This is a genomic window from Rhizobium leguminosarum (assembly GCF_002953715.1).
In the GTDB taxonomy this organism is placed as follows: Bacteria; Pseudomonadota; Alphaproteobacteria; order Rhizobiales; family Rhizobiaceae; genus Rhizobium; species Rhizobium leguminosarum_V.
Genome location: NZ_CP025012.1, coordinates 761,164 through 786,668, shown reverse-complemented (window position 1 = coordinate 786,668; position 25,505 = coordinate 761,164). Strand labels below are relative to the sequence as shown.

Genomic DNA, 25,505 nt, shown 5'->3' with positions numbered 1-25,505 from the left:
TCACACCAGGCAATCCAGCGGAACCTTGTTAACGCTTCTCAAGAAAAATATAACACAACGGCAACCCCTGAAATCACACTCATCGGAGCGATCATCCGGCGAATAGATTGGTGGCCATATAGTCGACGAAGACCCGAACCTTGGGGGAAAGGTATCTGTTTGTCGGCCAGAGGACCCGAAACGTTCCGGTGTCCGCCAGATGATCATCCAGCAGTGAAACCAGTTTGCCTTCTGCGACCTCGGAGGCGACGGCGAATGCGGGAAGGCAGGTGATCCCGAAAGATCGTTCCGCGAGGTAGATGAGCGGTTCCAAGGTGCTCGCGACCGTCGTCACAGGCAGGTCAAGTTTGACCTCATCTCCATTGCGAACCAGCGACCACGGTTCGAGCTTGCCGGAATTGGCGAAACGATGGTGAAGACAACGATGCTCCAGAAGGTCTTCCGGTACTTTCGGGTGGCCATGGGCCATCAGGTAATCCGGTGCGGCAACGATCCTGTGCCTGAAGGTCCCAAGTTTTCGGCTCATCAGCCGGGTGTCCCTCACCTCGCCCGTGCGGATGACCGCGTCAAATCCTTCTTCGATGACGTCGACCAGGCGATCGGAAAAGTCGAGATCGAGGTTGATCTCCGGATAGGTTTGCATGAAGGCGGAAATGGTCGGCATCAGGAGCATGCCGGCCACCGGAAGGCTCACGCGCAGCTGCCCGCGCGGAACGAGCTGCGCGTTCGACAGCCTTGACTGAGCGGACTCGTATTCCGATTGAATGCGCCAGCACGCCTCCAAAAAGAACCTGCCTTCTTCCGTCAGGGCCATGCTGCGGGTCGAGCGATTGAACAGCCGGACATGCAGCTCGTCTTCGAGCCGGGCGATCGCCTTGCCGACGGCCGAGCCTGAAAGGCCGAGGCGTTGGCCGGCTGCCACGAAGCTTCCAACTTCTGCCACCTGAATGAAGATGCCGAGCGTGCCGAGCTTGTCCAATGATCATCCTATTGCGGAATTTTCATCCGGTGTGTTGCGAATAGGCGCCCATTTATCCGCTATCTCAATCCCAATATCCAGATGTCGCCGCGGCCGCAATGGCCCGAGCTTCAGATGGAGACAGTCATGGAAACGAACCTCATTGCCGCCTTTGCGGGCGCGCCCGCGCCAACGACCTTCATTGTCAACGTCATCCACGTCCATCCGGGTAAGCAGCAGGAAGCCTTCGACATCATCCAGGATGTCGTGCACTACGTCGCCGATCGGAAAGAAGGCTTTCTGTGGAGCAGCCTGGCAAAAAGCACCGACGGCCAGACGGTCGTCAACGTCGAGGCGATCCAGGGCGCCGGAAACGTCGACGAGTTCTTCTCCGATCCGGTCTTCGTCGAGAAATTCCGGAAGCTCGATGCGGTCTCCAAAAGCGAGTTCCATACCTACACGGTCGGCGATCTTGTTCTGCCGAAACGCGCAGCGGCGGTGTGACCGATATCACCACCTTGTGTAAGTTTTCAAAAAGCGGTTAGCTGCCATCGTTGACTATGCTTCGTGTGCTGAGACGTGTCCGCATTTCGAGGAAAATCTCGTGCACTGGTCGAAACCCCTCAGACTGCATCTCGGCGTCCTGGTCGTCGCGTCGCTGCTTTGCACGTCGACGCCGATCATCTGGCTGGCGTTCAGGCAAGGAAGCGATGCTGCGGTCAGTGCGGGCGTGCAGCAGATGCGCGAGATGAGCCTGCGGCTGATCGAGGGGTACCGCAATACGCTGCAGGGCGGCACCGAGGCGGTGGCACTGGCATCGACCCTGCCGCTGCTCGTCTCCCCGCCTCCCCAGGATATCACGGCGAAACAGCAATTCTTTCTGGAGATTCTACGAAACGTCCCCAACGCGACGAGCGTCTACACCGGCTATCCTGACGGCTCGTATCTGCAGGTCATCAACACGCAAAGGCAGGATGTCCGCCGGATCCTCGCAGCACCCGATGGCACGGCTTTCGCGATCCGCACGATAGCACGCAGACAGGGCCCGAACGTCATATCGACGTTTCGCTTCCTCGACCTCCAGGCAAGGCCGATCGCCGAGCGTGACGTCGACTATGCATCATTCGATCCGCGGCAACGCCCCTGGTACCAATCCGTCATCCGGCACGGCGAGGAAGTATCCGTCGGACCGTATGTAGCGGGAACGCTGCAGCTTCCAACGCTGACGATCGCAGCGCCGATGAGAGACGACGATCAGGTTGTCGTCGGCATCAACATCCACCTGATGACTGTCAGCCGCCTGCTGGATGCGCAGGAGATTTCGCCGCGGGCGCGCGCCTACATCATCGATAATGCCGATGATCTGATCGCCCATTCCGACCCGGCAATCATGAACAGGCTTCTCGGCATATGGTCGAAAAATGCCGATGGCGCCGTTGCCGTCGATACGACGACGGACAGTTACGACACGAGCCTCGAAACGGTGGCGAGGCTCAGGCGGGATCCGGCCTTTGCAAATGGCGGCGTTGTGCGGATCGATCTCGATGGCGAACGGCAGATCCTGCAGATCGCCCCCGTCGCCGTCTCTGGTCTGTTCAAGGGAAGCGTCGCCGCAATCATCGTGCCCCTGGAAGATCTGGTGGCTGAGGCCAATCGGCTGCTGATGCACAATCTCCTGATTGCCAGCGCCTTCGTGATTGCGGGTGTCGCTGCCTCGGTGATGCTGTCGCGCATGGTCAGCCGCTCCCTCTATCGCCTCGCCGACGAGGCGCGCAGGATCGGCGATCTCGACGTCGGCGAAAAAGGCGTCTCCCACTCCTGGATATCGGAGATCAACACGCTGGCGAGCGCGCTGGCGGCAAGCCGCCATGCCATCGGCCAGTTTGCCCTCTATGTTCCGCGTGAAGTCGTCAGGCGGATCATCGATCCCAAGGCAAGAACCGCCGTCAAGGCGCAGCGGCAGGATGTGACCGTACTCTTCACCGACATCCGCGACTTCACCACCATATCCGAGCAGCATTCGCCCGAAGACGTTGTGGATACACTGTCGGCCTATTTCGAACTCTTGAACACCATCGCCGAGCGCAATGGCGGGACTGTCGTCCAATATCTCGGCGACTCCATTTTCGTCATGTGGAACGCCCCTGTTGCCGATGCCAGACATGCCGAAAACGGCTGCCGATGCGCGCTGGCCATGAAAGCGGCGGTCGACGACCTGAATGAAGCCAACCGTCGGAATGGCCATCCCGCGCTCATCACGCGATTTGGATTGCACACCGGCCCGGCGGTCGTCGGCAGCTTCGGCGCGATTTCGCGACAGCAGTACACAGCCATGGGCGATACGATCAATGTCGCCTCACGGCTGGAAGGGCTGAACAAGGACTTCAACACCTCGATCCTGGTGAGCGCCGCCATATACGAGGCGGTCGCCGATCGCTTCGACCTTCGCCCGCTTGGCCTGGTGCAGCTCAAGGGGCGCGCCGAGAAGGTCGATCTATGGGAGCTTGTCGGGGATGCCAATCACCTTACAAATCCGTAAGTTGTGACTAAGGCCCTATCGGCTAGATTGCTGCCCCAGGCATCCGGGAACGATCGGGCTGATGCGAATCCTGCTTATCGAGGACGACCGGAAAACATCCGATTATATCGCCAAGGGCTTTTCCGAGGCCGGGCATGTCTGCGACGTGTTCGGCGACGGACGCGATGGGCTGTTTCAGGCGCAGCGCGAGGCCTATGACGTGATCGTCGTCGATCGCATGCTGCCGGGTCTCGATGGCCTGGCGATCGTGCGTTCACTGAGGGCTGCCAAGGTCGGCACATCGGCGCTGTTCCTGACATCGGTCGGCGGCGTCGACGATCGGGTCGAGGGGCTGGAGGCGGGGTCTTACGCGTGCGCCGGCCGCCAATGCGGATAGGTGACATAGGCGGTGAGCGCGCCCTCCTCGTGCGAGCGGATGGTCACTGTTTCACCTTTGGGCATATAGACAATCTCGCCGGGGCCGGCGGTGACCGTTCCCCCGTCGGTCGAGACCGAAAGCCGGCCTTCCAGAACGATCATGACGTCATCAACCGCCATCGTCTCGGTCAGGCTCTGGCCGGGTGCGTAACGTCCATAACCGATGGTGATCGGCCCTCCGTGCCGCTCGTCGACCAGATTGCCGACGGAGATGTCTGCCTCCTGCCCGGGGGAACGCTCCAACGACGCATCGGCGATCGTGAACTTACGCATCTTCATCGTCTTCCTCCTTTGCCGTGTGCAGAGGTAGCGCGAAAATTTCACCCGCCAAGACGGATGACGCACGAGGAGGAGGTTGCCGGTCTTGTGTCCCCTCGCCAGCGAGAGAGGCGGGGTGAAGCATGGTGACACGCTTCACTCACACGAGGCTTTGGGATATCGATCCCGCGTGCCTTTTATGATCGACGAGATTGAAATCCGGGCGCGCCATTGGCAGTGACGCCCCTTTGATAAGCGAGCTCGTGACAAATACGATCCGCATCAGCAATTCTGCGGATTATTCCGCCAGCGTCATAGAGAGGGTCATCGGTAATTTCTCTGCCGATGCGATCCTGAAATTGATGGACAGCCGGATCGCCTGGATCGCCCTTCAGAACGGCAAACCCGTGGGAACGGCAAGCCTTGACGGGAATACGGTGCGGACGGTTTTCTTATCTCCGACGGCTCAGGGGCGCGGCATCGGAAGACGCCTTATGCAGACCGTTGAAGCGGCTGCTTTTGCCAACGGCATAAAGGCTTTGCAGGTTCCCGCCTCTCTGACTGCGAGAAATTTCTACGCCGGCCTCGGTTGCAACGAGAGCGGTGTCCCGCTCGCACCTTGACCAAGATGCTTTATGCAGTGTCGAAACTGCAGCCATGACGGGGACGGTAACTTTACGCTATTAGCGGTCATCGCGTGGCGTCAGTTCGCAGCCTCGATCAGATCCAAAATCTCATGGTGCCGAGCATGGTTCATTCCTCGGCGCTGCTCCTCCGCGAGTTGGCTATCATCTTCGGGAGTAAGGCGGATGGTAGGTCGCTCAGAGGCGTTTCCAAAATTAACTTCAATTTCTGAGCCCAAGGTTCGCGGATAACCGGGAATTTCGTTCGCTAGGAGACCTCCATGTGCAGGCTCTGATGAACCGTCCACTTTGTATAGTTCCAGATATCGCTTGAAAGTAGGCCAGTCGACCTCGGCCCAGACACCCCAGCCGAACGCACCAGGGTGATTGGTAAATGGCACGAGTAGAATACATCGCATGAAGAATCGTTCGCCGAACTGGCAAAGATCGCTATCGAACCGTGCCTTTTCCGACCTCTCGGCCTCAGGGATGCTCCAAACATCATCGGGAAGTTTGTAGGCCCGATCGGTGATCAATCCGTCATGTTGGATGCCACATATCGAACAAATGAAATGGTCGCTCATATCTTCCCCGCAGCATTTAATAGAGCTTCGATAACGGTTGGGAGTGACTGCGTCGAGGGCCCATATATGGTGTGGGACTTGGGGATGCGTGGACAACCATCTTCATGATTTGCCTGCCCGCTGCTCATGGTTGGATCTAGCGCAAGCCAACTTCAACAGCAGAAATCATGTTTGGAAAAAGCTCATCTGATAATCTGGGAAGTCATCTGCCCGTTCCGGCTGAACAAACTCTACAACGAATGTCCGATCAGGAAATTGCCACCCAAGCTTGGCCATGTAGATTTCGCGCAGCCGTTCGCCCAGGATCGCCAGCTTGTCGCCCGCCATATCCGTGCATGCCGAGTGCTGAATGTCGGCGATGTGAAAATGGTTCATTACCCATTCGACAGACTGGCGCGTTGCCTCAGGATTTTGTTCGAACGATCGCAAACCCTCAATATTGAAACCATCAACGAGAACATACTTTTCAAACGCTACGAAGCGCGGCCAGAATATCTCTGAATAGCCTACGGCAAGTGAGAAATTTCCGCTGTTGGCGGTCCAGTCCCGGAGGCTGATCCCTCGACCATCATTCCAGGCTGCGAGTTCTGATTTCATACTATTAGGAATGTTCGCCAATCTTCCTCTCCTTGTCATCTAGGCCTGCCGAGACGAGAGAAACCTAACGCATCACTCCTTACCAAAGAACGGCTGGAAACTCCTGGCGTCCGGTTGCGTCGGAAGCCGCTCCCCACCCAGCACCTTACGAATCCGTAAGTTGTCGCCAAGCCCTCCTCTGTCGGAGCGTCCTCGGTTCGAGGCATTTCGATGCGATCGAAATGCAAACGGGTGCTTCGACGCCGCTGGTACGGGAGATACGGCCGTGATTGCCCTTTTCGCCAGACACGTGTCGGCATTGGCTTTGCTTGTTCGTCTTTACAATGTGGCTCCATTCGACGAGCCAAGGCGCAAAACGACAGGAGGCAGAAATGAACAGGGCAAAGGTTCGGCTGGAAGACCGGGGGCTGGTCGAATGCCCACGATGGCATGACGGCGAGCTGTGGTTCGCGGATTGGACAAGCGGCGAAATCCTCGCCTTGAGCGAGCACGGAACTGTCAGAGTGGCGACAACCGCGAAAGCCCCGCCCCTGTCATTCGACTTCGGACCACAGGGCGACATGTACGTCGTCGCGTTCAGGGCATCGCATTTGCTGCGGTTCAACGGCTCCGGACTGGAAGAGTTCGCCGAGTTGGGAGCGAATGGCTGGAACGAGATCGTGATCGATCCGCAAGGCCGCATCTACGTCAACGGCCCCGCAATCCTGCTGATACATCCAGACGGAACGGTCGAAACACAAGCGGAAGGCTTTCAGTTTCCGAACGGAATGGCTCTCTCTCCGGACGGGCGCACACTGGTTTGCGCCGAAAGCTGGGCGAAACGGCTGACATCGTTTGATGTCGCCGCCGACGGGCAACTCTCCCATCGAAGAGTTTGGGCCGATCTTCCCGGGCCGCCCGATGGCATATGCTTCGACGCTGAAGGCGCGATCTGGTACGCCGACGTACCCAATGCTTACTGCCGCAGGGTTCGTGAAGGCGGCGCGCTCCTCGATGAAGTGAAGCTCGATCGCGGCGCATTCGCCTGCATGCTGGGTGGACCTGATCGAACCACCCTATACATAACTGCCGCCAGATGGTTCGGGATGGACAAGATGGACCAGATGGGCGGAACTGGCCAGCTCTTGTCCGTCGAGGTCGAGACAGCCGGGGCGGGTTGGCCTCACGGGTAGTCCGCATCTAGCTGCATCGGGACACAAGATCGGAATGCAGCGCTCTCCAGAAGAGGCCCTTGCGATGGAGTTTGTGAAAGCTCTCACTGCGGGGTCAAATGGCCCTCGTCCTGTAGGCATGGATTGATTCCGTCAAGGCTTTCTCCTTGGCGCTCGCGGCCGTGAAGCGACCAAACATCAGACTGGTTCCAATATCGTACCAGCCAGAGAACCATGGTAAGGCGAACCCTAGCACCACAAGAGCCGGGATTGAAAAGAGAGCCAAGATTATTTCGCGGAGCTGGCCGAGGTTCTCGAGCAGTAGAATAATCGGGAAAAGAACCAGCGACGGAGCAACCACCCACCAGAAACAGACGATAAATCCGATCGGAAGCATAGCCAAGCAAGGCGCCCACTTCGCCAAAGCGAGTGCCCGGAGCTCGCTGCGATGACGGTAATATGTGATCCGCTGCCAAAGTTTACCCATCTCACCAAACCCGTATCGCGTTGTGCGACATCACAAATCTACGCTGCTTTATCTTGCAACAATCTTGCGGGATGCGCCACGGACCGCTAATGGCCGACTGCAGCCAGTCGCGACCGCCAAAGCATGCTTAAATCTTCATTGCTCTTGCTGCCTGTTCTAAATTCGCCCGCGCAATCGCGCGATGAAACGGTGCTATCATCGTAAGATAGATACGCCCCAGTCGATTATGGCAATGCACCACCGTACCCACGACCAGCTCGCGCCCATTTGCTGCATCGGTGCGAAGTTGGATCGTGACGCGGAAGTCGAGATGCGAGTCATCCTCGCCCACGACCAACTCCGTCGCGCTCTTTGACAGCAGCGGGAAGTAGCCGATAACCGGCCCACGCCCCGCTGCGGCAAGACCGATGGCGCGCGACGATTTGACGCCGACTGTCGCCATCACCACATCGCGGATACGAGTGAGCGCACGAATCCACCCCGCCGGTCGCTCGAAGCCGGCGCGTGCCAGCACCTCCAGATCATCGCTTGCCCCCGCCGGCAGTCGAATTGCAAAGGCGTCTAAAAGGTCCGCGCCCGCGTAAAGCGGCGCAAGCACGCTGTTGCCAGGCATGGGCACGGCGCGCGCTTTGGTCATGCGTTTGGGTCGCGGATGCTGGAGAGGGGCGTAGCAATCGTGCAAGCAGGGTCAATCAAGATGTCTCTCCTCGATAGCCACCATCGAAAGCGCCGTGGCCCGGATATTCGTCGCTCACATCCGCTGCCTTACAAGGAGATCGATACGAACGTGAAATACCGCACGCCATTTCTAGTCAGGCTCTAACGTATCACTTCTTTCCAAGGAACGGCGGGAAACTCCTGGCGCCGGGTTGCGGCGGAAAGCCGCTCCCCCACCCATCACCTTACCAATCCGTAAGTTGTGGCCACGCCGTCCCGTCGGCTAGATCTATCCGCAGGCATCCGGGAACGATCGGGCTGATGCGAATCCTGCTTATCGAGGACGATACGAAGACGTCCGATTATATCGCCAAGGGCTTCTCCGAGGCCGGGCATGTCTGCGACGTGTTCGGCGACGGCCGCGACGGGCTGTTTCAGGCGCAGCGCGAGGCCTATGACGTCATCGTCGTCGATCGCATGCTGCCGGGCCTCGATGGGCTGGCGATCGTGCGTTCACTGAGGGCTGCCAAGGTCGGCACGTCGGCGCTGTTCCTGACATCGGTCGGCGGCGTCGACGATCGGGTCGAAGGGCTGGAGGCAGGCGGCGACGATTATCTCGTCAAGCCCTTTGCCTTCTCCGAGCTGATGGCGCGCGTCAATGCGCTTGGCCGGCGGCCGCCGGTGCAGGAGCAGAGGACGGTGCTGAAGGTTGCCGATCTCGAGCTCGATCTGATCCGGCGGGAGGCCCGCCGCGCCGGCCAGGTGATCGAGCTGCAGCCGCGCGAGTTCACCCTGCTCGAGGTGCTGATGCGCGGCGAAGGCCGGGTCATCACCAAGACGATGCTGCTGGAGCGGGTCTGGGATTTCCACTTCGATCCGAAGACCAGCGTCGTCGAGACCCATATCAGCCGCCTCAGGACCAAAGTCGACAAGCCGTTCCAGATCCAGCTTCTGCACACGGTCCGCAACACCGGATACAGCCTGCATGCGCCTCGCTAGAACAGGAAAATCTCAAATCCTGTTCGCAATTTAAAGAGTAAGAGCATGATGTCGTCCGAAAACCGCGCACACTTTTCGGCATCATGCTCTAGCCTGCGCCGGAGCACGCCGTTCCGGCTTGCCGTCACCTTCGGCGTGCTCTTCGTCGTCGCCTTCATCCTGAGCGGCGCGATCATCTACCACATGCTGCGCCTCGGCCTTGCGCGTGATCTCGACCAGTCGCTGGGCGAGATGAATTCGCTTGTTGTCTCGACCTACGAGCCCAATGACACCGAGGATCTGGTCAATACGCTGAACAATTATGCGAGCTTCCAGTCGACCTCCGACGGGCTCTATTCGCTGACGGACGCCGGCGGGCGCAAGCTTGCCGGCAATTTCGCCGCACCCCGCATCCCGAACGGCGTCTATACCGTCACCTCCAGGGATGTCGGGCTGAAGGGGCATGAACGCTACCGGATGCAGGTCTCGACCATCGGCCCCTACAGCCTGGTGGTGGCGGAAAACTTCAACGATGTCGACGAGATGCTGCGGATCGTGCTGGTCAGCTTCGAATGGGCCGCCGCGATCGTCGTCGCGACCGCGATCGGCGGCGGCGTCTTTCTCGCCGTTCGCGCCCAGGCGCGGCTCGACCGGGTCGCCCTCACCATGAACGACGTCTCCCACGGCGCGCTCGACGCCCGCATTGCCATCACCGGAAACGGCGACGATCTCGATACGGTGGCGATCCAGATCAACGCGGCGCTGGAGCGGCTGCAGAGATTGGTCGAGAGCATGCGGCAGGTGAGCGCCGATATCGCCCATGATCTGAAGACGCCGCTGAACAGGCTGCGCCTGACGCTGGATGCCGCGGTGGCCGGCAACGACCAGCAGGCGGATGTTTCGGCGCTGCTTGACGAAGCAAGACACGAGAGCGACCGGATCAACGCCACCTTCGAGGCGCTGCTGCGCATTTCCCAGATCGAGGCCGGCGCCCGCAAGGAGCGCTTCCAGGCAACCGATATCGAGGCCGTGCTTGCCGTGATTTCCGAGGTCTATGTCGATGTCGCGGAAGACGCGCTGATGGCGCTTGATATCACGGAGCGCTGTCCCGCACTCATCCGGGGCGACCGTGATCTCTTGACGCAGATGATCGCCAACCTGGTGGAGAACGCGATCAACCACTGCCCGGCCGGAACCGACATCACCGTTTCGCTCCGCCGCCAGGGCGGCCGCGCCATCGTCTCGGTCGCCGATAGCGGCCCCGGCATTCCCGCCGGCGAAAGGGACAAGGTCTTCCGACGTCTCTACCGGCTCGACAAGAGCCGCGCGACGCCGGGAAGCGGGCTCGGACTCAGCCTCGTCAAGGCGATCGCCGACCTGCACGCGGCTGAAATCACCATGGCGGACAATCATCCCGGCCTCATCGTTTCGATCGGCTTCCCGCTGATCTCGGCGGCAGGTCCTAACTTCTCATCCGCCATGCCGCGAGCCGGCTGAAGCGGGCGGCAAAGCGGCGCAGCTCGGCAGCGGCGCGATACGGCAGCACGCTCCACGGCCGGCGGCGGCCCAGCCGGTAGGTCGAAAGCCCTGCCTGGATCTGCGAGCAGGGATCGGCCCTTTGGCTGACCGGCAGCGGATCGACGAAGCAGGCGCTCAGCCCATCATCGAACTCCAGATCGAAGGCGAGATCATAGGGCAGGCGCATGGGGACAAGCACATCGGCAATCCAGCCTGCCGCCTTGCGGTTGATCAGATAGGCGCCGGACCCCTTCTCACGGGTGAGCGCGATGGCGAGCGAGCGTGACGCGGTCAGCGGCTCCACCTTGTGCTTTCGCCCGGAATTGACTGTGGACAGCCGCAGGATGTCCCAGCGCGCGCGGTGCTCGAGGGCGGCATCGATCAGCTCGGCCAGATCGTCGTCGAAATCGAGATCGTCTTCCAGAATGAGCGCGAACTCGGCATGGCTGCCGAGGAACCGCTTGGCGCATTCGACGTGGCTCAGATAACAGCCGATCTCGAAAGGGTTCGGCCGGCGGCCGTGCTGGCGGAGATAGGATGCTTCGTCGAAGCCCGGATGCGGCAGGCTCAGCCCTGCCCCATCGACCGCCGCCACGCGCTCGAAGGCAAGGCCGAAGCTTGCCAGCAGGCGCTCCATTCGAAACCTGCGCAATGGCGCACGGTCGAGATTGATCAGGTAGGTGTTCACCCGCAGGCTGACCGGATGAAGGGCTGGCATTAAGGCGGCAGGTGCGGCGCGCATGTTCATGAGAAAGCTGACCTCGACTTGGCAATGATGGCGCCAAGCCTGCGCTCCAAACCTCACGGGGACCTCGCTGGAACTATACATTTTGGTAAAGTGCGGCGGTCGAACGGCCGGGGCTGCATTCTTACGGATTGGTATGATCCCGGCAAAGTGCGCGTGAGAATGCCGCGCTACCAGCTCTCCTGCGGCACGCAGTGGACGCCTCCCTTCCCGCGATCGAAACCGACAACCAGCGAGCCTTCGATGACGACAGCGACCCACTGCGTGCCGCGCCGGATGACCCCTGGCAACGGAGTCCTGGGGATCCGGCTAAGACAGCCCCAACCTCCGTCATTCCAGGCCCTGAGCCTGGAATCCATGCCCACGGCTGACGGAGGCGAGAGTGGATCCTCGGGTCAAGCCCGAGGAGGACGGAGCGGGGAGTGAGCTTTGGAGCAAGGACAGCGACGCATCCGGACATGATCGACGGCTGAGAACTTCTCTGCCGACGCGATCGTTAAATTGATGGACAGCCGGATCGTCTCGATTGCGCTTCAAGGTCGCCATCACCAATCCCTGCCAGATAACTATCATCATCGATCGTGTTCCGCCCAGTTGTGTCGGCATCGTTTTTCAAGAAAAGTTGCGACATGAGTGAACACATCAAGATCGACATCGACGCCCTCCGCAAAATTGGGTGGGATCATTGGGACCCTATCGGAATTCGTCAGCTCGATGATTCAGCCTGGCGAGACGACGCAGCCGATGAATACGACACCTATCTCCTTCAGGCCGCCACCATGATCCTGCAGGGCGCGACATGCGAAACGGTTGCTGCCTATCTCGATGACATCATTTCCGATTCTATGGCGCTCGGACCTCCAAGCGAGGCCGTTCATCGCGCTTCCCTGCTTACGGCCGAAGCGATCTCGGCCTATTTGCAGGTCGATCGAGCACACCTCTGAGGCACAGGCATCCTCGAACAGTCTTCGGAAAGGGAAAAATCTTGGCCGAGAATGATTATGATGCGTTCGCAGCGGCTTATGATGCCGATAACGAGGTCAATGCCTGGAATGCCTATTACGAGCGGCCGGCCATTCTTGCCCTGGTTGGCGATGTCGCCGGGCTTTCCGTGCTCGATGCCGGATGCGGCGGCGGGGCGCATGCGGCAGCGCTGATCGAGCGCGGGGCTGTCGTGACCGGGATCGACGCCAGTGCCGGCATGCTTGATATCGCGCAACGTCGCCTGCAAGGGCGCGCGCGGCTGCTATCGGCTGATCTCAACGAAGCATTGCCGTTTACGGACAAGGCTTTCGATCTGATCCTTGCCTCGCTTGTCATGCATTATCTGCCCGACTGGTCGAGGCCCCTTCTGGAATTCAACCGGCTGCTGCCCGAAGGCGGTCGCCTGGTTCTTTCCACCCACCATCCCTTCATGGATCACGCCTCGACCGGCCGCGACAATTATTTCGAGACCTACAGCTTCGATGAAACCTGGCAGCGCGGCGGAAAGGATATCGCCATGCGCTTCTGGCATCGGCCGCTGCATGCCATGTTCGACGCGCTGAAGTCAGCCGGATTTCAGATCGACATCGTCAGCGAGCCCCAGCCCGACCCTCAAGCCCGCACGCTTTTTCCGCAGGCCTATCAGAGCCTGACGACCAAGCCGCGGTTCCTGTTCTTCTCGGCGGTGAAAACATGACGACGGGTGCTGGAGTCTCCTGACTCTATCGGGCGAGGTGTTCCGATCTTTGTGGCCAGATCGGGTGGAATTCCGACTGGCGGCAAGCGGGGATCGGTGGTGTCTTACTTTACTGCCGAAAAGGCGGTCGGTGACAACAGCTGGCTAGAGATATTGGAGAGGATTTGGCCGTCGCGCTCTGACTCGTCGCGGGCCTTAAGCCATGCAGGATCAGTGGTGAAAGCTTTCCATTTCACCTCGCGATCGGCTAGCGATTCCCAGGCGATGAGATAGGTGAGACGCTGGCTGCTTTCGCCCACGATTGTGGTGAAGAAACCCGCCTGCTTGATGCCGTGCTTGTCCCATATTGCCAGCGTATGTTCGGCAAAGCGGTTGAGCAGCGCGGGCAATCGGCCGGGCAGGCAGTCGTAAATTCTGAGCTCGTAAATCACAGTCTTGCTTCCTTATGTCCCTTGAGAACGACATGTGTTTGGCACTTGCTCCCCTGCGCCCACAATGTCCTCAAAACTTGCAGCAACGTCAATTTCACGGTGGATCCGTCAATATCCCTATTAGAACAGGGCCTGCAGGTATGTGCGAACCGCTAATTTTCTGTCAAGCTGATCGCCTGTGTTTAGGCGTGGATTATTAAATCGACGCCCGCGGACGGCGGTTCCCACTCATCAAACGACGTTCTCGCCGCCGAATTTGGTTGGTTTTTCTAGGTTGGAGGGCGCCTTGCGGCCTTGAGCGAAGCGCAGTCCTGCACGACACCGCGGGCCACTTCCACCTGCCAAGCCAAAATCAGAGATTTTCCAATGCCCACGCTCTACCTCACTTGCGGTCTTCCCGGTTCGGGGAAGACGTCGCTTGCCAAGATCATCGAACATGAAGCATCTGCCCTCCGTCTGACCGGAGACGACTGGATGCACAAGCTTTACCCCGGCATCTCGACTCCAGAAGCCGAAACCGGTCCGTGCCGTGGGAGGGTCGAGAGCCTGCAATGGCAGATCGCCCTGCGTGCCCTCAGGCTTCGAAGACGTGGCCTGGGAACACCGTTTACTCTTCACCTGTCTTCGGAAAGAGATGAGTGACATTGGAACCAGGGGTCTGAACCCTCGCTACGGTCTTCTTGCTGCCGTTGCTGCGTTCGCCAGCAGCTTGTACGACCGCGGCAAATCCATCGCGCTGCCTGTAGTAGTCAGGTTTTTCCGGAAGACTGAGATCAAAATCGGCAAGCAGTCGCTCGATGAGGTCCATCGCCTTCGCCGCGATCACCGCATAACCCTCCTGGCGCCGCTCGAAAAAGCTGTCGAAGTCTGGGCCGGAGAGATCAAGGTTATCCAACGCGTTCCCAAGGTTCGTCACCCGGTTCGATAACCATAAAGCCTCATGGAAGAGCTCGTCGCCCAGGAGGCTCAAATCTTCAGCCCGTGGAAGGACAAGAACCGGATCCGCGGTGTGGAAGACGAATTCGCCTTCGTTGACTGGGTTGAACTCAGGCGTATCGTGAACGGCAGCGTATGCGGCGCCGACAAAATCGTCTAATGCCAGAGCTGTCAGCATCGCCGCGCTGCGCGCTTTGGCTTTTGGGTTCCGCGCGCGTTCAGCACTCGTCCACCGCAGTGCGCTCGGTATGATCGTGCCGGCGGCGAAACAGCCAGCCCCAATCATCGCTCCGACTAGCATGATGCCCTGAGTTGTTTCGAAAAACTGCGTCAACACCTACCTCGTAGAGTTCGAGAAGCGATTTGCATCGGTCGCACGCAGGACGGAATCAGTACCGGCTGTTGCAGTGTGCCTCGCTTGAAAGCGATTAGGAATGCTCTTCTGAAGATGAGATCTCGACGGAGTAGATTCAAGGTTTAGTCCGTATGCCCCCTCTGCCGGATGACCCGTCGTCGAGAAGCTTCCGGATGGCCGTGACGTTTCGACCGCAAACCGGGCGGCAGGGCTGCTTCTGGTGGTTCATCTTCGAAAGCGGAGGAAATGTGCCAATCCATTGTTACCCATTGACCTGAACAGGTTTCACCCCAATACGGTCAGGCCAGCCAGACGACAACAGGAGTGTAATCGTGAGCGAACCGACCGTAGCAGATGCAACAAACCGCATTTATGAGTCGCTCCAGGCGGACAACGCCGACATCGACGTGCATATCGCGGCCCTCAAGGCAGCGTTGACGCGGGCGGGTTTGAAAGAGGCCGTATTCGACCCGGCCAGGCTCGTGCAGAATAACCGTTCTGGCAGGAAGCGGATGGAGGCCTACTTTCGGCAGCGCGGTGTCATGGTGAAATTCTCAGCCTCGTGAAGCCTTCCAGACGGCTGTAATCACCCTCAGTGGGGCCTGACACCACGCATTGGCGTCGCCCTGCGGATGATCGTCCAGGCGCGGAGGCTGAAGAGCCGTCCAACGAAGGGCCGGGAGCCCTGCCGTGATCTGCGGGCTGCCGACGTCAGAGGGGCCGAATCCCTTCCGCCCATGACATGCCGAACCACACCGCCGAATCTGGCGCCTTGCTCCACTCGATCAAGGTGTCGAGACCTGCCGTGACCGCGTCTCGTGAAAGCCCGGTCGCCACGATGTCGTCGATCGCTTCGACGACGATGCTCGCAATGTTACGAACCACATCCTCGAAATCGGGATCACCCGCGCAACCGCCGAAGAAGACAAGCGTGTTACGGCGAGGACGTAGGTCCGCCTGGTGAAGCAATTGCACGAGCCGACGCCCGACGATAGGGTCGTTGCAATGCCTGTCATAGGTGCGCTGATAAGCGTTCCAGAGCGACGAGAACCCTGGGGGTTCTGGCCATAGCCGCAGACCGTCGTAGTCGTCATCGGACAGGATCACACGGCCACCCGGCCGCACCGCGCGCGCCATGTTGCGGACGACCTGCAGCGGGTCGGGTATGTGCTCAAGGACGAAGCGAGCGTGAGCGACGTCGAACTGACCTAGCTCGTCGTCGCGAAGGGGCGGATCGAGGACGTCGCCCTGCCTCATCTCGATCATTGCGGTCTCGTCGTCGGCCGCCGCTTGGCGCAACGCCTCGGCGATCTGTTTGGGACTTCGCTCTAGCCCGAGCACCGGGACGCCGGTGACCCGTGCCATCATCCGCGAGTACTGACCAAGGCCGGCTCCGAAGTCGACGACGCGTTCACCGGCGGCGAGTTGCGCGGCATCGATACACCGCTCGTTGAGCCGCCTGTTCAGTGCGGTCAACCGCTGTTGTTCTGCCTCGCTCGATCCATGCGTGTAGTGAGATGATGACATTCGCTGCCCCCGCTGAATGGCGCGACAACGGTGCCAGAATTCGGGCGGGAGTCAATTCGGGCGGGAGTCAATGAGGTCGACTGGAGATACCACAAAGCAGCCAGTGGGTTAGACGACCTCACCTGTGAGCTCACCCATGCGCTCCGTCTTGACCCCCGAGCAGAGCGGTCCTAGAAGATAGACTATGGCAACACACCTCTGATTGGCCGCGCCTTGCGGCCTTGAGCGAAGCGCAGTCCTGCACGACACCGCGGGGCCACTTCCCCTTACCAAGCCAAAATCAGAGATTTTCCAATGCCCACGCTCTACCTCACTTGCGGTCTTCCCGGCTCGGGGAAGACGTCGCTCGCCAAGATCATCGAACATGAAGCATCCGCCCTCCGTCTGACCGGAGACGACTGGATGCACAAGCTTTACCCCGGCATCTCCACTCCAGAAGCCGAAACTGGTCCGTGCCGAGGGAGAGTCGAGAGCCTGCAATGGCAGATCGCCCTGCGTGCCATCAGGCTTCAGTGCAACGTTGTCGTGGATTGGGGAGTGTGGTCACGGGAAGAACGCGACACCTGCCGCAAGGAAGCTCGCGCAGCTGGTGCCCGCATCGTCCTCTGCTTCCTCGACGTTCCCTTTGATGAGCTTTGGGACCGGGTCTCCCGACGAAACGCCGAGCTTCCAGTCGGCACGTTCGACATCTCGCGGGCGGACCTGCTGAGGTGGTCGAAGCTGCTCGAGCCGCCAACCGCCGAGGAGTTGGCGCTTTACGATCGGCAAACCCATCCAGCCATCACCGCCCTTAGATGAAACGCCACGGCGCCAGGGGGTATTCTCAGTCTGCGTAGTCGGCGGGTCCGGACCAACTCGCTCGTGAGAACATGCGAGACCGAATTGGCCAGCCGTGGTGTGCTTGATGAGGGGATGCTTGAGGTCGTCTGGATGGAAGACCATGCGAGCGCCCACCCGCATGAGCGTCAGGCCTATCAGAGCCTGACGACCAAGCCGCGGTTTCTGTTCTTCTCGGCGGTGAAAGCTTGAGGACGTGGATGACGAGGGCCTTCCTGTTCCGGCCGGGGCTGCAGTCCTGCGGATGGCCGGGGGCTAAGCGATAGGCGCCGACCCCGTCACTCCTCTTCCTCCCAATAGCTTTGCCAGAGGTCGAGCCTCAGCTTCAGCGGATCTGTTCCGAACGTCACGCCGTGATTGGTGAAGTCGATGACCCTGTGGACGAAGGGGTCGTGGTGAGGCCATTTTGGCCGTGAGCCGCCATTGGGGTCACCGCTCGTTGCAAATTGGACCCAGTAAGCACTCGCCAATGTGGCCATGGCCCAGTCGGCAGGTGTCACCTTGTCTTTCACCAGTGCGTCTGGAACGTTGAGCGTATACGGAATTTCGAAGCCGTGCAGAGTGCCTTTCCATGCCGGATCGTTGCGGAGAGCCTCGGCGACATAGGAGAAACGATACCACCACGTCGGCTGACCAGCGCGGATCATCTCGTCAGCGAGGTGGCGAGATGGTTCAACAAGCGTTTTGTCGGCCAGAACCTGCTGCTTCAGCTCATCGAGCGTCTGTTGGCCGGTCGGATCATAGAGGGTGCGGGCTTCGGCTGCATGCTTCCCGAACAGCGCGAAGAGATCGTCTTTCGTCGCGGCCTCACCGAGACCGAGATCTCGATTATTTGTCCCGACGATGACGGGGACCGGCGCCTGCCGGCCTGCCGCAAAAGCCGCTTCCGGCGTTTCGAGCAAAAACCGTCCGTCGATAATCGCGCCTGAGATGCCGAGGACCGGCTCGCCCGTCGACATTCCCTCCAGCACGTCATGTGCCGATGCACCTTCGGTCAGGTTTTCCGCAGGCAGCGCCCGAAGGGCGGTGAGAGCGTCGGCATCGCTCCCATTGATTCCCAGAGAAGCCGCATAGTCCAACGCGGTTTTCTCCGCCTCTTTCAAAGGTGACAAAGGCGTACTCTGCGCACGCGCGGTGGGGAGACCCGGTGACTGCAGAATGGCGCCGCGGAAAAGCCCCCGTGACAACGGCGATATCATGTGCGCCATCACCGAGCCGCCACCTGCCGACTCTCCGAATATCGTCACTTTCTTCGGATCGCCGCCGAAGGCTTCGATATTTTGCTGGACCCATTTCAAGGCTGCAAGCTGGTCCATGTAACCATAATTGCCGACCGGCTCGTCAGGGGATTCCTTCATCAGCGCCGGATGGGCAAAGTATCCCAATCGGCCTACACGGTAGTTCATGCTGACGAACACGACTCTGCGGGAGGCCAGCTGGCCACCGGGATACTGAGGGGTGTTTCCATGGACAAGAGCGCCGCCGTAAATCCAAACCATCACCGGAAGGGGTGTTTTAGAGCGCTTGGAGGGTGTCCAGACATTGAGCGTCAAACAATCCTCTGACTTCGGCAGGTCGTCGGTCTGCATGCAGGACGGACCGAAATTGCGGGCATCCCTGGTCCCGCTCCATGGCTTCATCGGTCTGGGATTGCGCCATCTCAAATCACCGACCGGCGGTGCCGCATAAGGTATGCCTTTGAAGCTGACGACCGTGCCCGACCTCTCACCCTTCAGCATTCCGCTGTCGATTGTAACGGTGTCGTCTGCCGCACCCAATCGTGGCGCGAACGTCACCTGACACGATGCGACGGCCAAAAAGAGCAGAAACGTGCGACGGCCGTCCACAAACACTGCACTCTCCAACGCCAAGTTGAGACAGTTTGAGAGCAAAATACTCCCATGGAGCGGCAACGAAAAGGGTTCATCAGACGTCGACCAAAGTCTGCCGGCGGGTGTTGTCGGGGTAGCGTCTTGAACCTGGGAGGGAATAGAAACTCATCCATGGCAAGGACTTATCCGGAATTATGCAGCAAATGCCACCAGCCGGTGATCGTGCGCGGTGACCGCTTTGCGCCGCCAACAGCGGTCATGCGTAGTTTCAGCGTGCACGCTGAAACAGTCAGGCCGACAGAAGCTTTCCGATGTCTCGGCGTGGCGGAGCCCCGAACAGCCGGGCATATTCCCGGCTGAACTGTGAGGGGCTGGCATAGCCCACCTCAAAGGCGACCGTTTCCGCCGACATTTCGCGCGACAGCATCAGCCGGCGCGCCTCCATCAGGCGGATCTGCTTTTGAAACTGCACCGGTGTCATCGCGGTCATTGCCTTGAACTGACGATGGAACGCTGTCGGGCTCAGGCCGGCGAGCGCGGCAAGATCATCGACGCGCACCTGTTTGTCGAAATTGCCCCGCAATGCGTGGATCGCTTCGACCAGACGCCGGTTTCGCTCCGCGCCGACGACCATGCGGGCGAAGACACCGCCATGTGGCCCGGCCAGCAGGCGGTAGCAGAGTTCGCGCTTGACGCCGGGATAGAGCAGCGGGATTGCCTGCGGCTCGCCAAGCAGGCTGACGGCGCGCGCGGCGCAGCCGAGGATCGCCTCGTTGAGCTCCATAACGAAGGCGGCGGCATGCTCGTCGGAGGCCGGAGTGGGCGGTGCCTCCATGCTTTCATAGACTTCGCGCAGGATCGCCTGGTCGAGTTCGATGACGGCGCTGAGATAGGGCGCATCCGGCGCGCCGTGCACCACCTGGCTTGCACCCGGCATCTCGACGCTGACCACCATGGCCTGGCTGGTGCGATAATGGAGCCTCCGTTCGCCGAACGTCGTCCATTTCGCGCCCTGCACCACGATGCAGAGCGCTGGCCGGTGGATCAGGTGGTTCGGATGCCGCTCGGAGAAGGATCGGAGCAAGGCCAGTCCGTCGATCGCGGTGAAATAGGGGCTCCCGTTTCCATGAGCCGCAAACGCGGCGACGACGGCATCATGCAACATCGAAAGAGTGCTCAATCGGATCCCCCGCAAATCTGGAATTCCAAATTAACGCTGGAGGCAGGATCAGGCAAGAATGAAGCCGGTTCCGGCATGTTCGCCCGTGCTTCGCCCTCTTATGTTCACCGTCATCAACAAAGGAGAACGGCGATGACACAGAATTCCGAACGCAAAATCGCAATCGTCACCGGCGGCAGCCGCGGGCTGGGCCGCAACACCGTGCTCAACCTCGCCAGACGTGGTGTCGACTCGATCCTCACCTACAATTCCAGCAGGGCGGAAGCCGAAAAGGTCGTGGCCCTGGTTGCTGAAGCCGGCGCCAAAGCCATTGCCCTCAAGCTCGACACCGGCGACGCCCACGGTTTCGACCCTTTCGTCGACGCCGTAAAGCAGGCGCTTGCCGATCTGGGCGCCGCCGAGCGCTTCGACTACCTCGTCAACAATGCCGGAACCTCGCACCACAACAGCATCGAGGCGACTACGGAAGATGAACTGGACATGCTTTACAATGTGCACTTCAAGGGTGTTTTCTTTTTGACGCAGAAGCTCTTGCCGCTGATCAATGATGGCGGCCGGATCGTCAACCTGTCGAGCGGCCTGACTCGCATCATCGTTCCTGGCAGCGCTGCTTACGGTGCGATGAAGGGAGCGGTCGAGGTGCTGACCCGGTACATGGCAAAGGAGCTGGGACCGCGTCGCATCGCCGTCAACGTCGTCGCGCCCGGCGCCATCCAGACCGACTTTAGCGGCGGTATGGTCCGCGACAATCCGGATCTGAACCAGCGTGTCGCCGAAATGACGGCGCTGGGCCGCGCCGGCCTGCCCGACGATATCGGTCCGATGATTGCCTCGCTGCTCTCTGAGGACAACCGCTGGGTCAATGCCCAACGCATCGAGGTCTCCGGCGGCATGTCAATCTGAGATGCCGGTCCGGACCGAGTTCAAATAATCCTACCGCTTCGCAAACGATGGAGATTCGATCATGATGATGAACAGACGCACATTTTCGAAAACTTTGCTCGTCGGTGCTGCCACGTCACTTGTTGCGACACATGCCGGCCTGGCCGCCACCCATACGCCTCCAAAGGCGCGCAATGTCGTTCTCGTGCATGGACTTTTCGCCGACGGATCATGCTGGACCGAGGTTATCGCCCTGCTGCAAGCGAAGGGCCTAAACTGCACGGCGGTCCAGAACCCGCTCACTACGCTGCCCGATGCCGTGGCGGCCGCCCGGCGCGTCCTCGACCGGCAGGACGGTCCGACTGTCTTTGTCGGCCACTCCTTTTCGGGGATGATCCTCACCGAAGCAGGCGTACATCCGAACGTCTCTTCACTGGTTTATGTCGCTGCCCGAGCACCGGATGCAGGTGAGGACTATGCAGCTTTGGCAAAAACCTACCCGACACCACCCGCAACCGCGGGCATTGTCTTCGACGGCGACGAAGGACGGCTGACGGAGGAAGCGTTCCTGCGCGATTTCGGGGGCGACCTTCCCGAGGCCAGGGCGAGGGTTCTCTATGCCGTTCAACAACCATTCCAAAAGACGTTGCTCACCGGCAAAACCTCAAACGCTGCTTGGCGTTCCAAGCCAAGCTACTACGCCGTTTCGACACAAGATGGAACGATAAATCCAGACCTGCAGCGTTTCATGGCCAGACGCATGGGCGCTAAAGCCATCGAACTCAAATCCAGCCATCTGTCGCTCATTTCACATCCGAATGAGATCACCACGCTCATTCTGGAAGCTGCCGGGCAATCATGACATTGGCCCCCCTTACGCCGCGCGAGCCGATATTCCGAGCCTAAGCGCTGCCGGCAAGGCCAACGGGGAGATCACCGAGGCACTCGGAAAAACGCAGGCCCGGATGGCCGCGAAGGATGACGAATTGCGGCGCGGATATCAAAGCCTGAAGCTAGAGTTGGAGTCGACAAACGAGAGCGGCATCGAGGAATACCTAGCCCAGAACGCACCGTTCATCGATGCCGTGGTAAGACCACCACCAAAGACTTTATGACGGCTCCGGGCCGGAAGCGGCCGCTGGTGGCATTTGCTACCTAATACCGGACTTATCCTGCCGAAGCATCCACCCATGAGTACGCGATCTGCATAGATCCGGCGTAGGTGTTCGGCTCGATTGGCACGGATTCTGGCGAAAACATACGCCCCACCCTCCGTCATCCCAGGCCTTGAGCCTGGGATCCATGGCCTTGCTGATTGAGGCCGGCATGGATCCTCGGGTCAAGCCCGAGGAAGACGGAGGGTGGGGTGAGCTCTGCGGCAAATACACCGCCAACAACTGTGAAAATCCACCTATCTTTCGGACTGGCTTCGCGGCCAACCGGCGCGAGAGGCGGGGCGGCCAACCTCGTCCTTCGGGGCACCTCAGGATGAGGTTGGAGATAGATCGCAGCCCTGGATGCCAGACTGAGCCTTGCCCCACCCCATCAACCGCTCCTCGCCCCCCGCAACGCCGTCAATCCCCTCCGCAGCCACAGCAATTGCTGCGGCGGCATCTGGCGCAGATGGTCGTAATCCATCACCGTGACGTTATAGACCGTGCTCCTGACCTGCGGTCCATCCGGGCAGCGCAGCAGGATGCCCTGTAGCGCCATCATGCGGTTGCTGGCTTTGCGGGCGCGGTCGGCGAAGGTTTCTGTCACTTCGCCTTCATGGCCTTTGACGGTAAAGAGCGATTGCGCTCTCGGGCTCGGGGCCGGGATGCCTGTGGTCTTGTGGTAGCGGGCGATCGCCTCGGCATAGTCGTCGCCGGCCTGGCGCTGCTCGGCGGTGATCAGGCCGTCGAGGAACATGCGGCCGAGGGTGTAGCCGGCAAAGGGGCTTTTGACCGTCTCGTCGGCAACCGTCCGGCCGAAGCCGTGGATGCGGCGGCGGGCGGCGATTGCCACGCTGATATTGTCCTTCTCGGTTTCGAAGGGCTTGATCTTGCCGCAGGGAAAACGCTCGACATTTTCCTTGCGCGGCCGGCCGGCGCCCTTGTTTGCCCGCCCTGTCTTCACCTTGGTGGCTTTGCCGCCCATGCTGATCGTCCTTCTATCGAATGATGCCGTTTCTGAGTGCCGCGGCGAGCAGCGCCGTTTCCTTGAAGACGCCGAGCTTCATCTTGGCGTTGGCGATGTGCGTATTCACCGTGATGTGGGAGATGCCGAGAATGGTGCCGATCTCGGCGGCCGTCTTGCCCGCCGCCATCCAGCGGATCACTTCGGTTTCGCGTGGGGTGACGGTGCTCATGGCTCTGCAGGCCCATCGATGCACGGCACGCGCGGCATCGTCACATGCGCGCCTGACATGGTCACACGCGTGACGCGGTCGGGGTGGCGGATCGGCTGGACCGGCGGGCCCGCCTTCGGCTGCGGGTGCCAGGTGTCCTGCCTGGAGGGGAACCTGTCGCGGTTGCGGTGCGCCATGTTGATGACGGTGTTCTTCTTCGAGCCGAACAGGTTGGCGATTTCTCTCGCCGACAGCCCTTCCTTCCAGAGCTTTTCCGCCTTGACGATCTTGTCTTCCGTCCAAAAGGTGATGGTCATCTCAGTGCCTCCTCGTATCGTGCGGCCCTTGCAATGATCGGGTTGTCGGGGAACATTTTCGCCAGCTCCCGCTTGGCGTTGCGGCTGCCATTGGCGGCGTCGCGCAGCAGCTGCATCTTGTAGGCCGCCACCTTCGGCTGCGGCGTCTCGGGCTCGGCCTCCATGCGCGGGCGCCTCTCCGCCTCGATTGCCGCCTGCTGATTGCGGCATTGCTCGGCAAAACTGGCTGAGCTCGGGGCAAAGGCACGGTTATGATCCCTGACCTTTCCGGAGATGAAGAGTTTGGCGGCCTGCCAGACCGCCTCCAGCGGGATGCCTTCGATCGCAACGAGATAGGCGCGGATCTGCATGTCGGGATCAGTGCCTGCGGATGCCGGGAAACCCGAAAGCATCCCAGCTATGATCTTCACCGGAGAGGAAATCTCTTGCGGCATCGACTGTCGTCCTTCTCGTGTTGATCGACCCGGCCTCCCTCGCCTTCTCTTTGAGGTACCAGTCGCATTTGATCGCCTGCCAGCCGCGGAAGATCTGCATCTCGGCGGCGCCGACCGGGTCGCCGGTCAGCAGATATTCCCTGGCCTGCATCCTGGCGGCATAAGCCGTCAGCGGCTTCTTCAGCGTGCGCTTGCGGTGCTCGATAATCGCTGCCGCGAGCTCCTCCCCCAGCACCGGGCGGAGGATTTCCATGATCTCCTGGCTCGTTGTGTCCTTGCCCATGCGATGTTCCTTTCCCGGTTGAGATGGCCTCTTCAAACCCGCAGCCTCCGTCGCCCGCCGGCAAAATTGACGGGGGCGCCGGGCCTCGCGGTGCGGCGGGGAAACCGGCGGATCTCTGCGCCGGCATGGTCCTCATGGGCGGTGTCGCCCTTCTCGGCGCTTCGAAGTGTGTGGATCTCGATTTCCACCGACGGCACCGACGTGCCGAGGAGGGCCGCGATTTCGATATAGTCCCGGCCGGAGCGGAAGAGCTCGAGCGCGTTCACATCAGTGCCTTGCTGCGCCCGGGCGGCCTTGAGCTGGAAGCTCATCGCTTGATCCTTCTTTCCGATTTCGAACGCGGTCCGCCGTTGCCGCCGAAGCGGGTGCTGCCAACGTCCTTGATTTTTCACGGATGACGACCGGAGCGCCGGCTCTGGGGGCAAAGGCTCCGGTCGTCTGCCAGGCCGCCGCCTGGGTCTCGGGCGCGACATCTGCGCGCCCGGGAGCTGGCGTCGCCGAGGGAGGGCGGCGACGCCAGCCACCGATAGCCGTCAGGGAGGGGCTGGGCTATCGGGGTTGGTGATCGGCAGAGCGCCGGGCGGGATCATCGTCTCGCTGATTTCTTCCGGGCGCGTCGGCTGGTCGCAATTCTCGCAGTGGCGCTCGATCACCTCGGCAATCGACAGCGCCTTGCTGCACATCAGGCAGCCGGTGTAGCGGCCGCCGCGGCGCTGGAACTCGCCGGCGGGTGTTGCGGTGGAGATGGTCATAGCGACTCCACTTCGCGGTTGGCGTTCAGCACCTGCTGCAGGGCCTTGGCGAGGAAGGGGATATCCTCATTGCGAACTGATATCGCAGACATCCGCCCTCCCCTTGGCCCTTGCGGCCGGTGAATGACGACGCCGGTCGGCATGACGTCCATGGCGAGCCGCTCTTCCGAGGAAATGGTGAACCTCATGCCATGGTCTCCCCAGTCAGAAAGACTGA

The 25,505-nt window shown here is 60.4% G+C and carries 33 protein-coding genes and 2 pseudogenes; 15 read left to right on the top strand and 20 right to left on the bottom strand.

Translation table 11 applies throughout. From position 1 onward, the window contains the following. Positions 1–91: 91 nt before the first annotated feature. On the bottom strand, positions 92–979 hold the full coding sequence (locus CUJ84_RS03935) for a LysR family transcriptional regulator (RefSeq protein ID WP_105005258.1): 888 nt from the start codon (positions 977–979) through the stop codon (positions 92–94). Positions 980–1,105: 126 nt separating this feature from the next. Here CUJ84_RS03935 and CUJ84_RS03930 point away from each other — a divergent pair, with 126 nt between their 5' ends. The 3 genes and pseudogenes from CUJ84_RS03930 to CUJ84_RS03920 all read left to right on the top strand — a co-directional run. Continuing rightward, positions 1,106–1,462, top strand: coding sequence for an antibiotic biosynthesis monooxygenase (locus CUJ84_RS03930; protein ID WP_168307400.1), 357 nt, complete (start codon positions 1,106–1,108; stop codon positions 1,460–1,462). 100 nt (positions 1,463–1,562) lie between these two features. Beyond that, entirely contained in the window at positions 1,563–3,497 is a 1,935-nt protein-coding gene (locus CUJ84_RS03925) for an adenylate/guanylate cyclase domain-containing protein (RefSeq protein ID WP_105005257.1), read from the top strand. 61 nt (positions 3,498–3,558) lie between these two features. Next, positions 3,559–3,840, top strand: a pseudogene (locus tag CUJ84_RS03920) (response regulator); the annotation flags it as partial. 2 nt (positions 3,841–3,842) lie between these two features. Here the strand turns inward: CUJ84_RS03920 and CUJ84_RS03915 are convergent. Then, positions 3,843–4,193, bottom strand: a complete 351-nt coding sequence (locus CUJ84_RS03915) for a cupin domain-containing protein (protein WP_026160141.1) — start codon at positions 4,191–4,193, stop codon at positions 3,843–3,845. Between the two features lie 242 nt (positions 4,194–4,435). Between CUJ84_RS03915 and CUJ84_RS03910 the strand changes: the two genes are divergently transcribed. Continuing rightward, positions 4,436–4,795 carry a GNAT family N-acetyltransferase gene (locus tag CUJ84_RS03910; RefSeq protein ID WP_245457521.1) on the top strand — a complete coding sequence of 120 codons (360 nt, stop codon included), beginning with the start codon at positions 4,436–4,438 and terminating at the stop codon, positions 4,793–4,795. 80 nt (positions 4,796–4,875) lie between these two features. Here CUJ84_RS03910 and CUJ84_RS03905 read toward each other — a convergent pair whose 3' ends face one another. Next, positions 4,876–5,379 carry a DUF2199 domain-containing protein gene (locus CUJ84_RS03905; protein WP_105005255.1) on the bottom strand — a complete coding sequence of 168 codons (504 nt, stop codon included), beginning with the start codon at positions 5,377–5,379 and terminating at the stop codon, positions 4,876–4,878. A gap of 165 nt (positions 5,380–5,544) precedes the next feature. Further along, positions 5,545–5,997 (bottom strand): hypothetical protein, encoded by a 453-nt coding sequence (locus tag CUJ84_RS03900; protein WP_158686903.1) that lies wholly within the window; start codon positions 5,995–5,997, stop codon positions 5,545–5,547. A gap of 350 nt (positions 5,998–6,347) precedes the next feature. Here CUJ84_RS03900 and CUJ84_RS03895 point away from each other — a divergent pair, with 350 nt between their 5' ends. Continuing rightward, entirely contained in the window at positions 6,348–7,148 is an 801-nt protein-coding gene (locus CUJ84_RS03895; RefSeq protein WP_105005253.1) for an SMP-30/gluconolactonase/LRE family protein, read from the top strand. Positions 7,149–7,242: 94 nt separating this feature from the next. Here the strand turns inward: CUJ84_RS03895 and CUJ84_RS03890 are convergent, their stop codons facing one another. Together CUJ84_RS03890 and CUJ84_RS03885 are read right to left on the bottom strand one after the other, a co-directional pair. Continuing rightward, a complete protein-coding gene (locus tag CUJ84_RS03890; protein WP_245457520.1) occupies positions 7,243–7,530 on the bottom strand; it encodes a hypothetical protein in 288 nt (95 codons plus the stop codon). A 211-nt stretch (positions 7,531–7,741) separates the two neighbouring features. Beyond that, positions 7,742–8,251 (bottom strand): DUF2867 domain-containing protein, encoded by a 510-nt coding sequence (locus CUJ84_RS03885; protein ID WP_105005251.1) that lies wholly within the window; start codon positions 8,249–8,251, stop codon positions 7,742–7,744. 341 nt (positions 8,252–8,592) lie between these two features. Between CUJ84_RS03885 and CUJ84_RS03880 the strand changes: the two genes are divergently transcribed. Next, on the top strand, positions 8,593–9,270 hold the full coding sequence (locus tag CUJ84_RS03880) for a winged helix-turn-helix domain-containing protein (protein ID WP_105005250.1): 678 nt from the start codon (positions 8,593–8,595) through the stop codon (positions 9,268–9,270). Between the two features lie 45 nt (positions 9,271–9,315). Beyond that, the gene (locus CUJ84_RS03875; protein ID WP_105005249.1) at positions 9,316–10,746 is read left to right on the top strand and encodes a HAMP domain-containing sensor histidine kinase; all 1,431 of its coding nucleotides are present in this window, start codon (positions 9,316–9,318) and stop codon (positions 10,744–10,746) included. On the opposite strand, the gene CUJ84_RS03870 is transcribed toward CUJ84_RS03875, so the two are convergent. Beyond that, positions 10,712–11,515 (bottom strand): glycosyltransferase family 25 protein, encoded by an 804-nt coding sequence (locus tag CUJ84_RS03870; RefSeq protein WP_105005248.1) that lies wholly within the window; start codon positions 11,513–11,515, stop codon positions 10,712–10,714. The genes CUJ84_RS03875 and CUJ84_RS03870 overlap by 35 nt on opposite strands. Positions 11,516–12,141: 626 nt before the next feature. Between CUJ84_RS03870 and CUJ84_RS03865 the strand changes: the two genes are divergently transcribed. After that, positions 12,142–12,456, top strand: a complete 315-nt coding sequence (locus CUJ84_RS03865; RefSeq protein ID WP_105005247.1) for a hypothetical protein — start codon at positions 12,142–12,144, stop codon at positions 12,454–12,456. Positions 12,457–12,497: 41 nt separating this feature from the next. Continuing rightward, complete coding sequence (locus CUJ84_RS03860) at positions 12,498–13,193, top strand: class I SAM-dependent methyltransferase (RefSeq protein ID WP_105005246.1); 696 nt, start codon at positions 12,498–12,500, stop codon at positions 13,191–13,193. A gap of 104 nt (positions 13,194–13,297) precedes the next feature. Here CUJ84_RS03860 and CUJ84_RS03855 read toward each other — a convergent pair whose 3' ends face one another. Next, on the bottom strand, positions 13,298–13,624 hold the full coding sequence (locus CUJ84_RS03855; protein ID WP_027685646.1) for an NIPSNAP family protein: 327 nt from the start codon (positions 13,622–13,624) through the stop codon (positions 13,298–13,300). Positions 13,625–13,990: 366 nt separating this feature from the next. Between CUJ84_RS03855 and CUJ84_RS03850 the strand changes: the two are divergent. Beyond that, positions 13,991–14,209, top strand: a pseudogene (locus tag CUJ84_RS03850) (AAA family ATPase); the annotation flags it as partial. 22 nt (positions 14,210–14,231) lie between these two features. Here CUJ84_RS03850 and CUJ84_RS03845 read toward each other — a convergent pair. Continuing rightward, positions 14,232–14,894, bottom strand: a complete 663-nt coding sequence (locus tag CUJ84_RS03845; protein WP_105005245.1) for a hypothetical protein — start codon at positions 14,892–14,894, stop codon at positions 14,232–14,234. 350 nt (positions 14,895–15,244) lie between these two features. Between CUJ84_RS03845 and CUJ84_RS03840 the strand changes: the two genes are divergently transcribed. Then, entirely contained in the window at positions 15,245–15,481 is a 237-nt protein-coding gene (locus tag CUJ84_RS03840) for a hypothetical protein (RefSeq protein WP_027685648.1), read from the top strand. A gap of 145 nt (positions 15,482–15,626) precedes the next feature. Here CUJ84_RS03840 and CUJ84_RS03835 read toward each other — a convergent pair whose 3' ends face one another. Then, positions 15,627–16,391: a methyltransferase domain-containing protein gene (locus tag CUJ84_RS03835; RefSeq protein ID WP_105005244.1), complete on the bottom strand. Its 765-nt coding sequence runs from the start codon at positions 16,389–16,391 to the stop codon at positions 15,627–15,629. 345 nt (positions 16,392–16,736) lie between these two features. On the opposite strand from CUJ84_RS03835, the gene CUJ84_RS03830 reads away from it, so the two are divergent. Continuing rightward, entirely contained in the window at positions 16,737–17,240 is a 504-nt protein-coding gene (locus CUJ84_RS03830) for an AAA family ATPase (RefSeq protein WP_105005243.1), read from the top strand. 84 nt (positions 17,241–17,324) lie between these two features. Then, positions 17,325–17,471 (top strand): hypothetical protein, encoded by a 147-nt coding sequence (locus tag CUJ84_RS37845; RefSeq protein ID WP_199788832.1) that lies wholly within the window; start codon positions 17,325–17,327, stop codon positions 17,469–17,471. A gap of 86 nt (positions 17,472–17,557) precedes the next feature. Here the strand turns inward: CUJ84_RS37845 and CUJ84_RS03825 are convergent, their stop codons facing one another. Together CUJ84_RS03825 and CUJ84_RS03820 are read right to left on the bottom strand one after the other, a co-directional pair. Then, positions 17,558–19,132, bottom strand: a complete 1,575-nt coding sequence (locus tag CUJ84_RS03825) for a carboxylesterase/lipase family protein (protein ID WP_105005242.1) — start codon at positions 19,130–19,132, stop codon at positions 17,558–17,560. Positions 19,133–19,400: 268 nt separating this feature from the next. Further along, on the bottom strand, positions 19,401–20,291 hold the full coding sequence (locus CUJ84_RS03820; protein ID WP_105005241.1) for an AraC family transcriptional regulator: 891 nt from the start codon (positions 20,289–20,291) through the stop codon (positions 19,401–19,403). A gap of 132 nt (positions 20,292–20,423) precedes the next feature. Here CUJ84_RS03820 and CUJ84_RS03815 point away from each other — a divergent pair, with 132 nt between their 5' ends. Both CUJ84_RS03815 and CUJ84_RS03810 read left to right on the top strand, forming a co-directional pair. Next, positions 20,424–21,194 carry an SDR family NAD(P)-dependent oxidoreductase gene (locus tag CUJ84_RS03815; protein ID WP_105005240.1) on the top strand — a complete coding sequence of 257 codons (771 nt, stop codon included), beginning with the start codon at positions 20,424–20,426 and terminating at the stop codon, positions 21,192–21,194. Between the two features lie 61 nt (positions 21,195–21,255). Continuing rightward, positions 21,256–22,035 (top strand): alpha/beta fold hydrolase, encoded by a 780-nt coding sequence (locus CUJ84_RS03810; RefSeq protein ID WP_105005239.1) that lies wholly within the window; start codon positions 21,256–21,258, stop codon positions 22,033–22,035. 683 nt (positions 22,036–22,718) lie between these two features. Here CUJ84_RS03810 and CUJ84_RS03805 read toward each other — a convergent pair. The 8 genes from CUJ84_RS03805 to CUJ84_RS03770 all read right to left on the bottom strand — a co-directional run bounded on the left by CUJ84_RS03805 (position 22,719) and on the right by CUJ84_RS03770 (position 25,476). Next, positions 22,719–23,312, bottom strand: a complete 594-nt coding sequence (locus CUJ84_RS03805) for a hypothetical protein (RefSeq protein ID WP_105005238.1) — start codon at positions 23,310–23,312, stop codon at positions 22,719–22,721. Between the two features lie 13 nt (positions 23,313–23,325). Then, positions 23,326–23,523, bottom strand: a complete 198-nt coding sequence (locus CUJ84_RS03800) for a response regulator transcription factor (RefSeq protein WP_105005237.1) — start codon at positions 23,521–23,523, stop codon at positions 23,326–23,328. Next, positions 23,520–23,819, bottom strand: a complete 300-nt coding sequence (locus CUJ84_RS03795; protein WP_018069192.1) for a GcrA family cell cycle regulator — start codon at positions 23,817–23,819, stop codon at positions 23,520–23,522. Before CUJ84_RS03795 ends, CUJ84_RS03800 begins: the two co-directional genes overlap by 4 nt. After that, a complete protein-coding gene (locus CUJ84_RS03790) occupies positions 23,816–24,211 on the bottom strand; it encodes a hypothetical protein (protein WP_105005236.1) in 396 nt (131 codons plus the stop codon). The genes CUJ84_RS03795 and CUJ84_RS03790 overlap by 4 nt, the downstream gene beginning before the upstream one ends. Next, a complete protein-coding gene (locus CUJ84_RS03785; RefSeq protein ID WP_105005235.1) occupies positions 24,177–24,536 on the bottom strand; it encodes a hypothetical protein in 360 nt (119 codons plus the stop codon). The genes CUJ84_RS03790 and CUJ84_RS03785 overlap by 35 nt, the downstream gene beginning before the upstream one ends. A 32-nt stretch (positions 24,537–24,568) precedes the next feature. Next, positions 24,569–24,847, bottom strand: a complete 279-nt coding sequence (locus CUJ84_RS03780) for an RNA polymerase subunit sigma-70 (protein ID WP_105005234.1) — start codon at positions 24,845–24,847, stop codon at positions 24,569–24,571. 222 nt (positions 24,848–25,069) lie between these two features. After that, positions 25,070–25,288, bottom strand: a complete 219-nt coding sequence (locus CUJ84_RS03775) for a hypothetical protein (RefSeq protein WP_105005233.1) — start codon at positions 25,286–25,288, stop codon at positions 25,070–25,072. Further along, the gene (locus CUJ84_RS03770; RefSeq protein WP_017993244.1) at positions 25,285–25,476 is read right to left on the bottom strand and encodes a hypothetical protein; all 192 of its coding nucleotides are present in this window, start codon (positions 25,474–25,476) and stop codon (positions 25,285–25,287) included. The genes CUJ84_RS03775 and CUJ84_RS03770 overlap by 4 nt, the downstream gene beginning before the upstream one ends. Between the last annotated feature and the right edge of the window lie 29 nt (positions 25,477–25,505).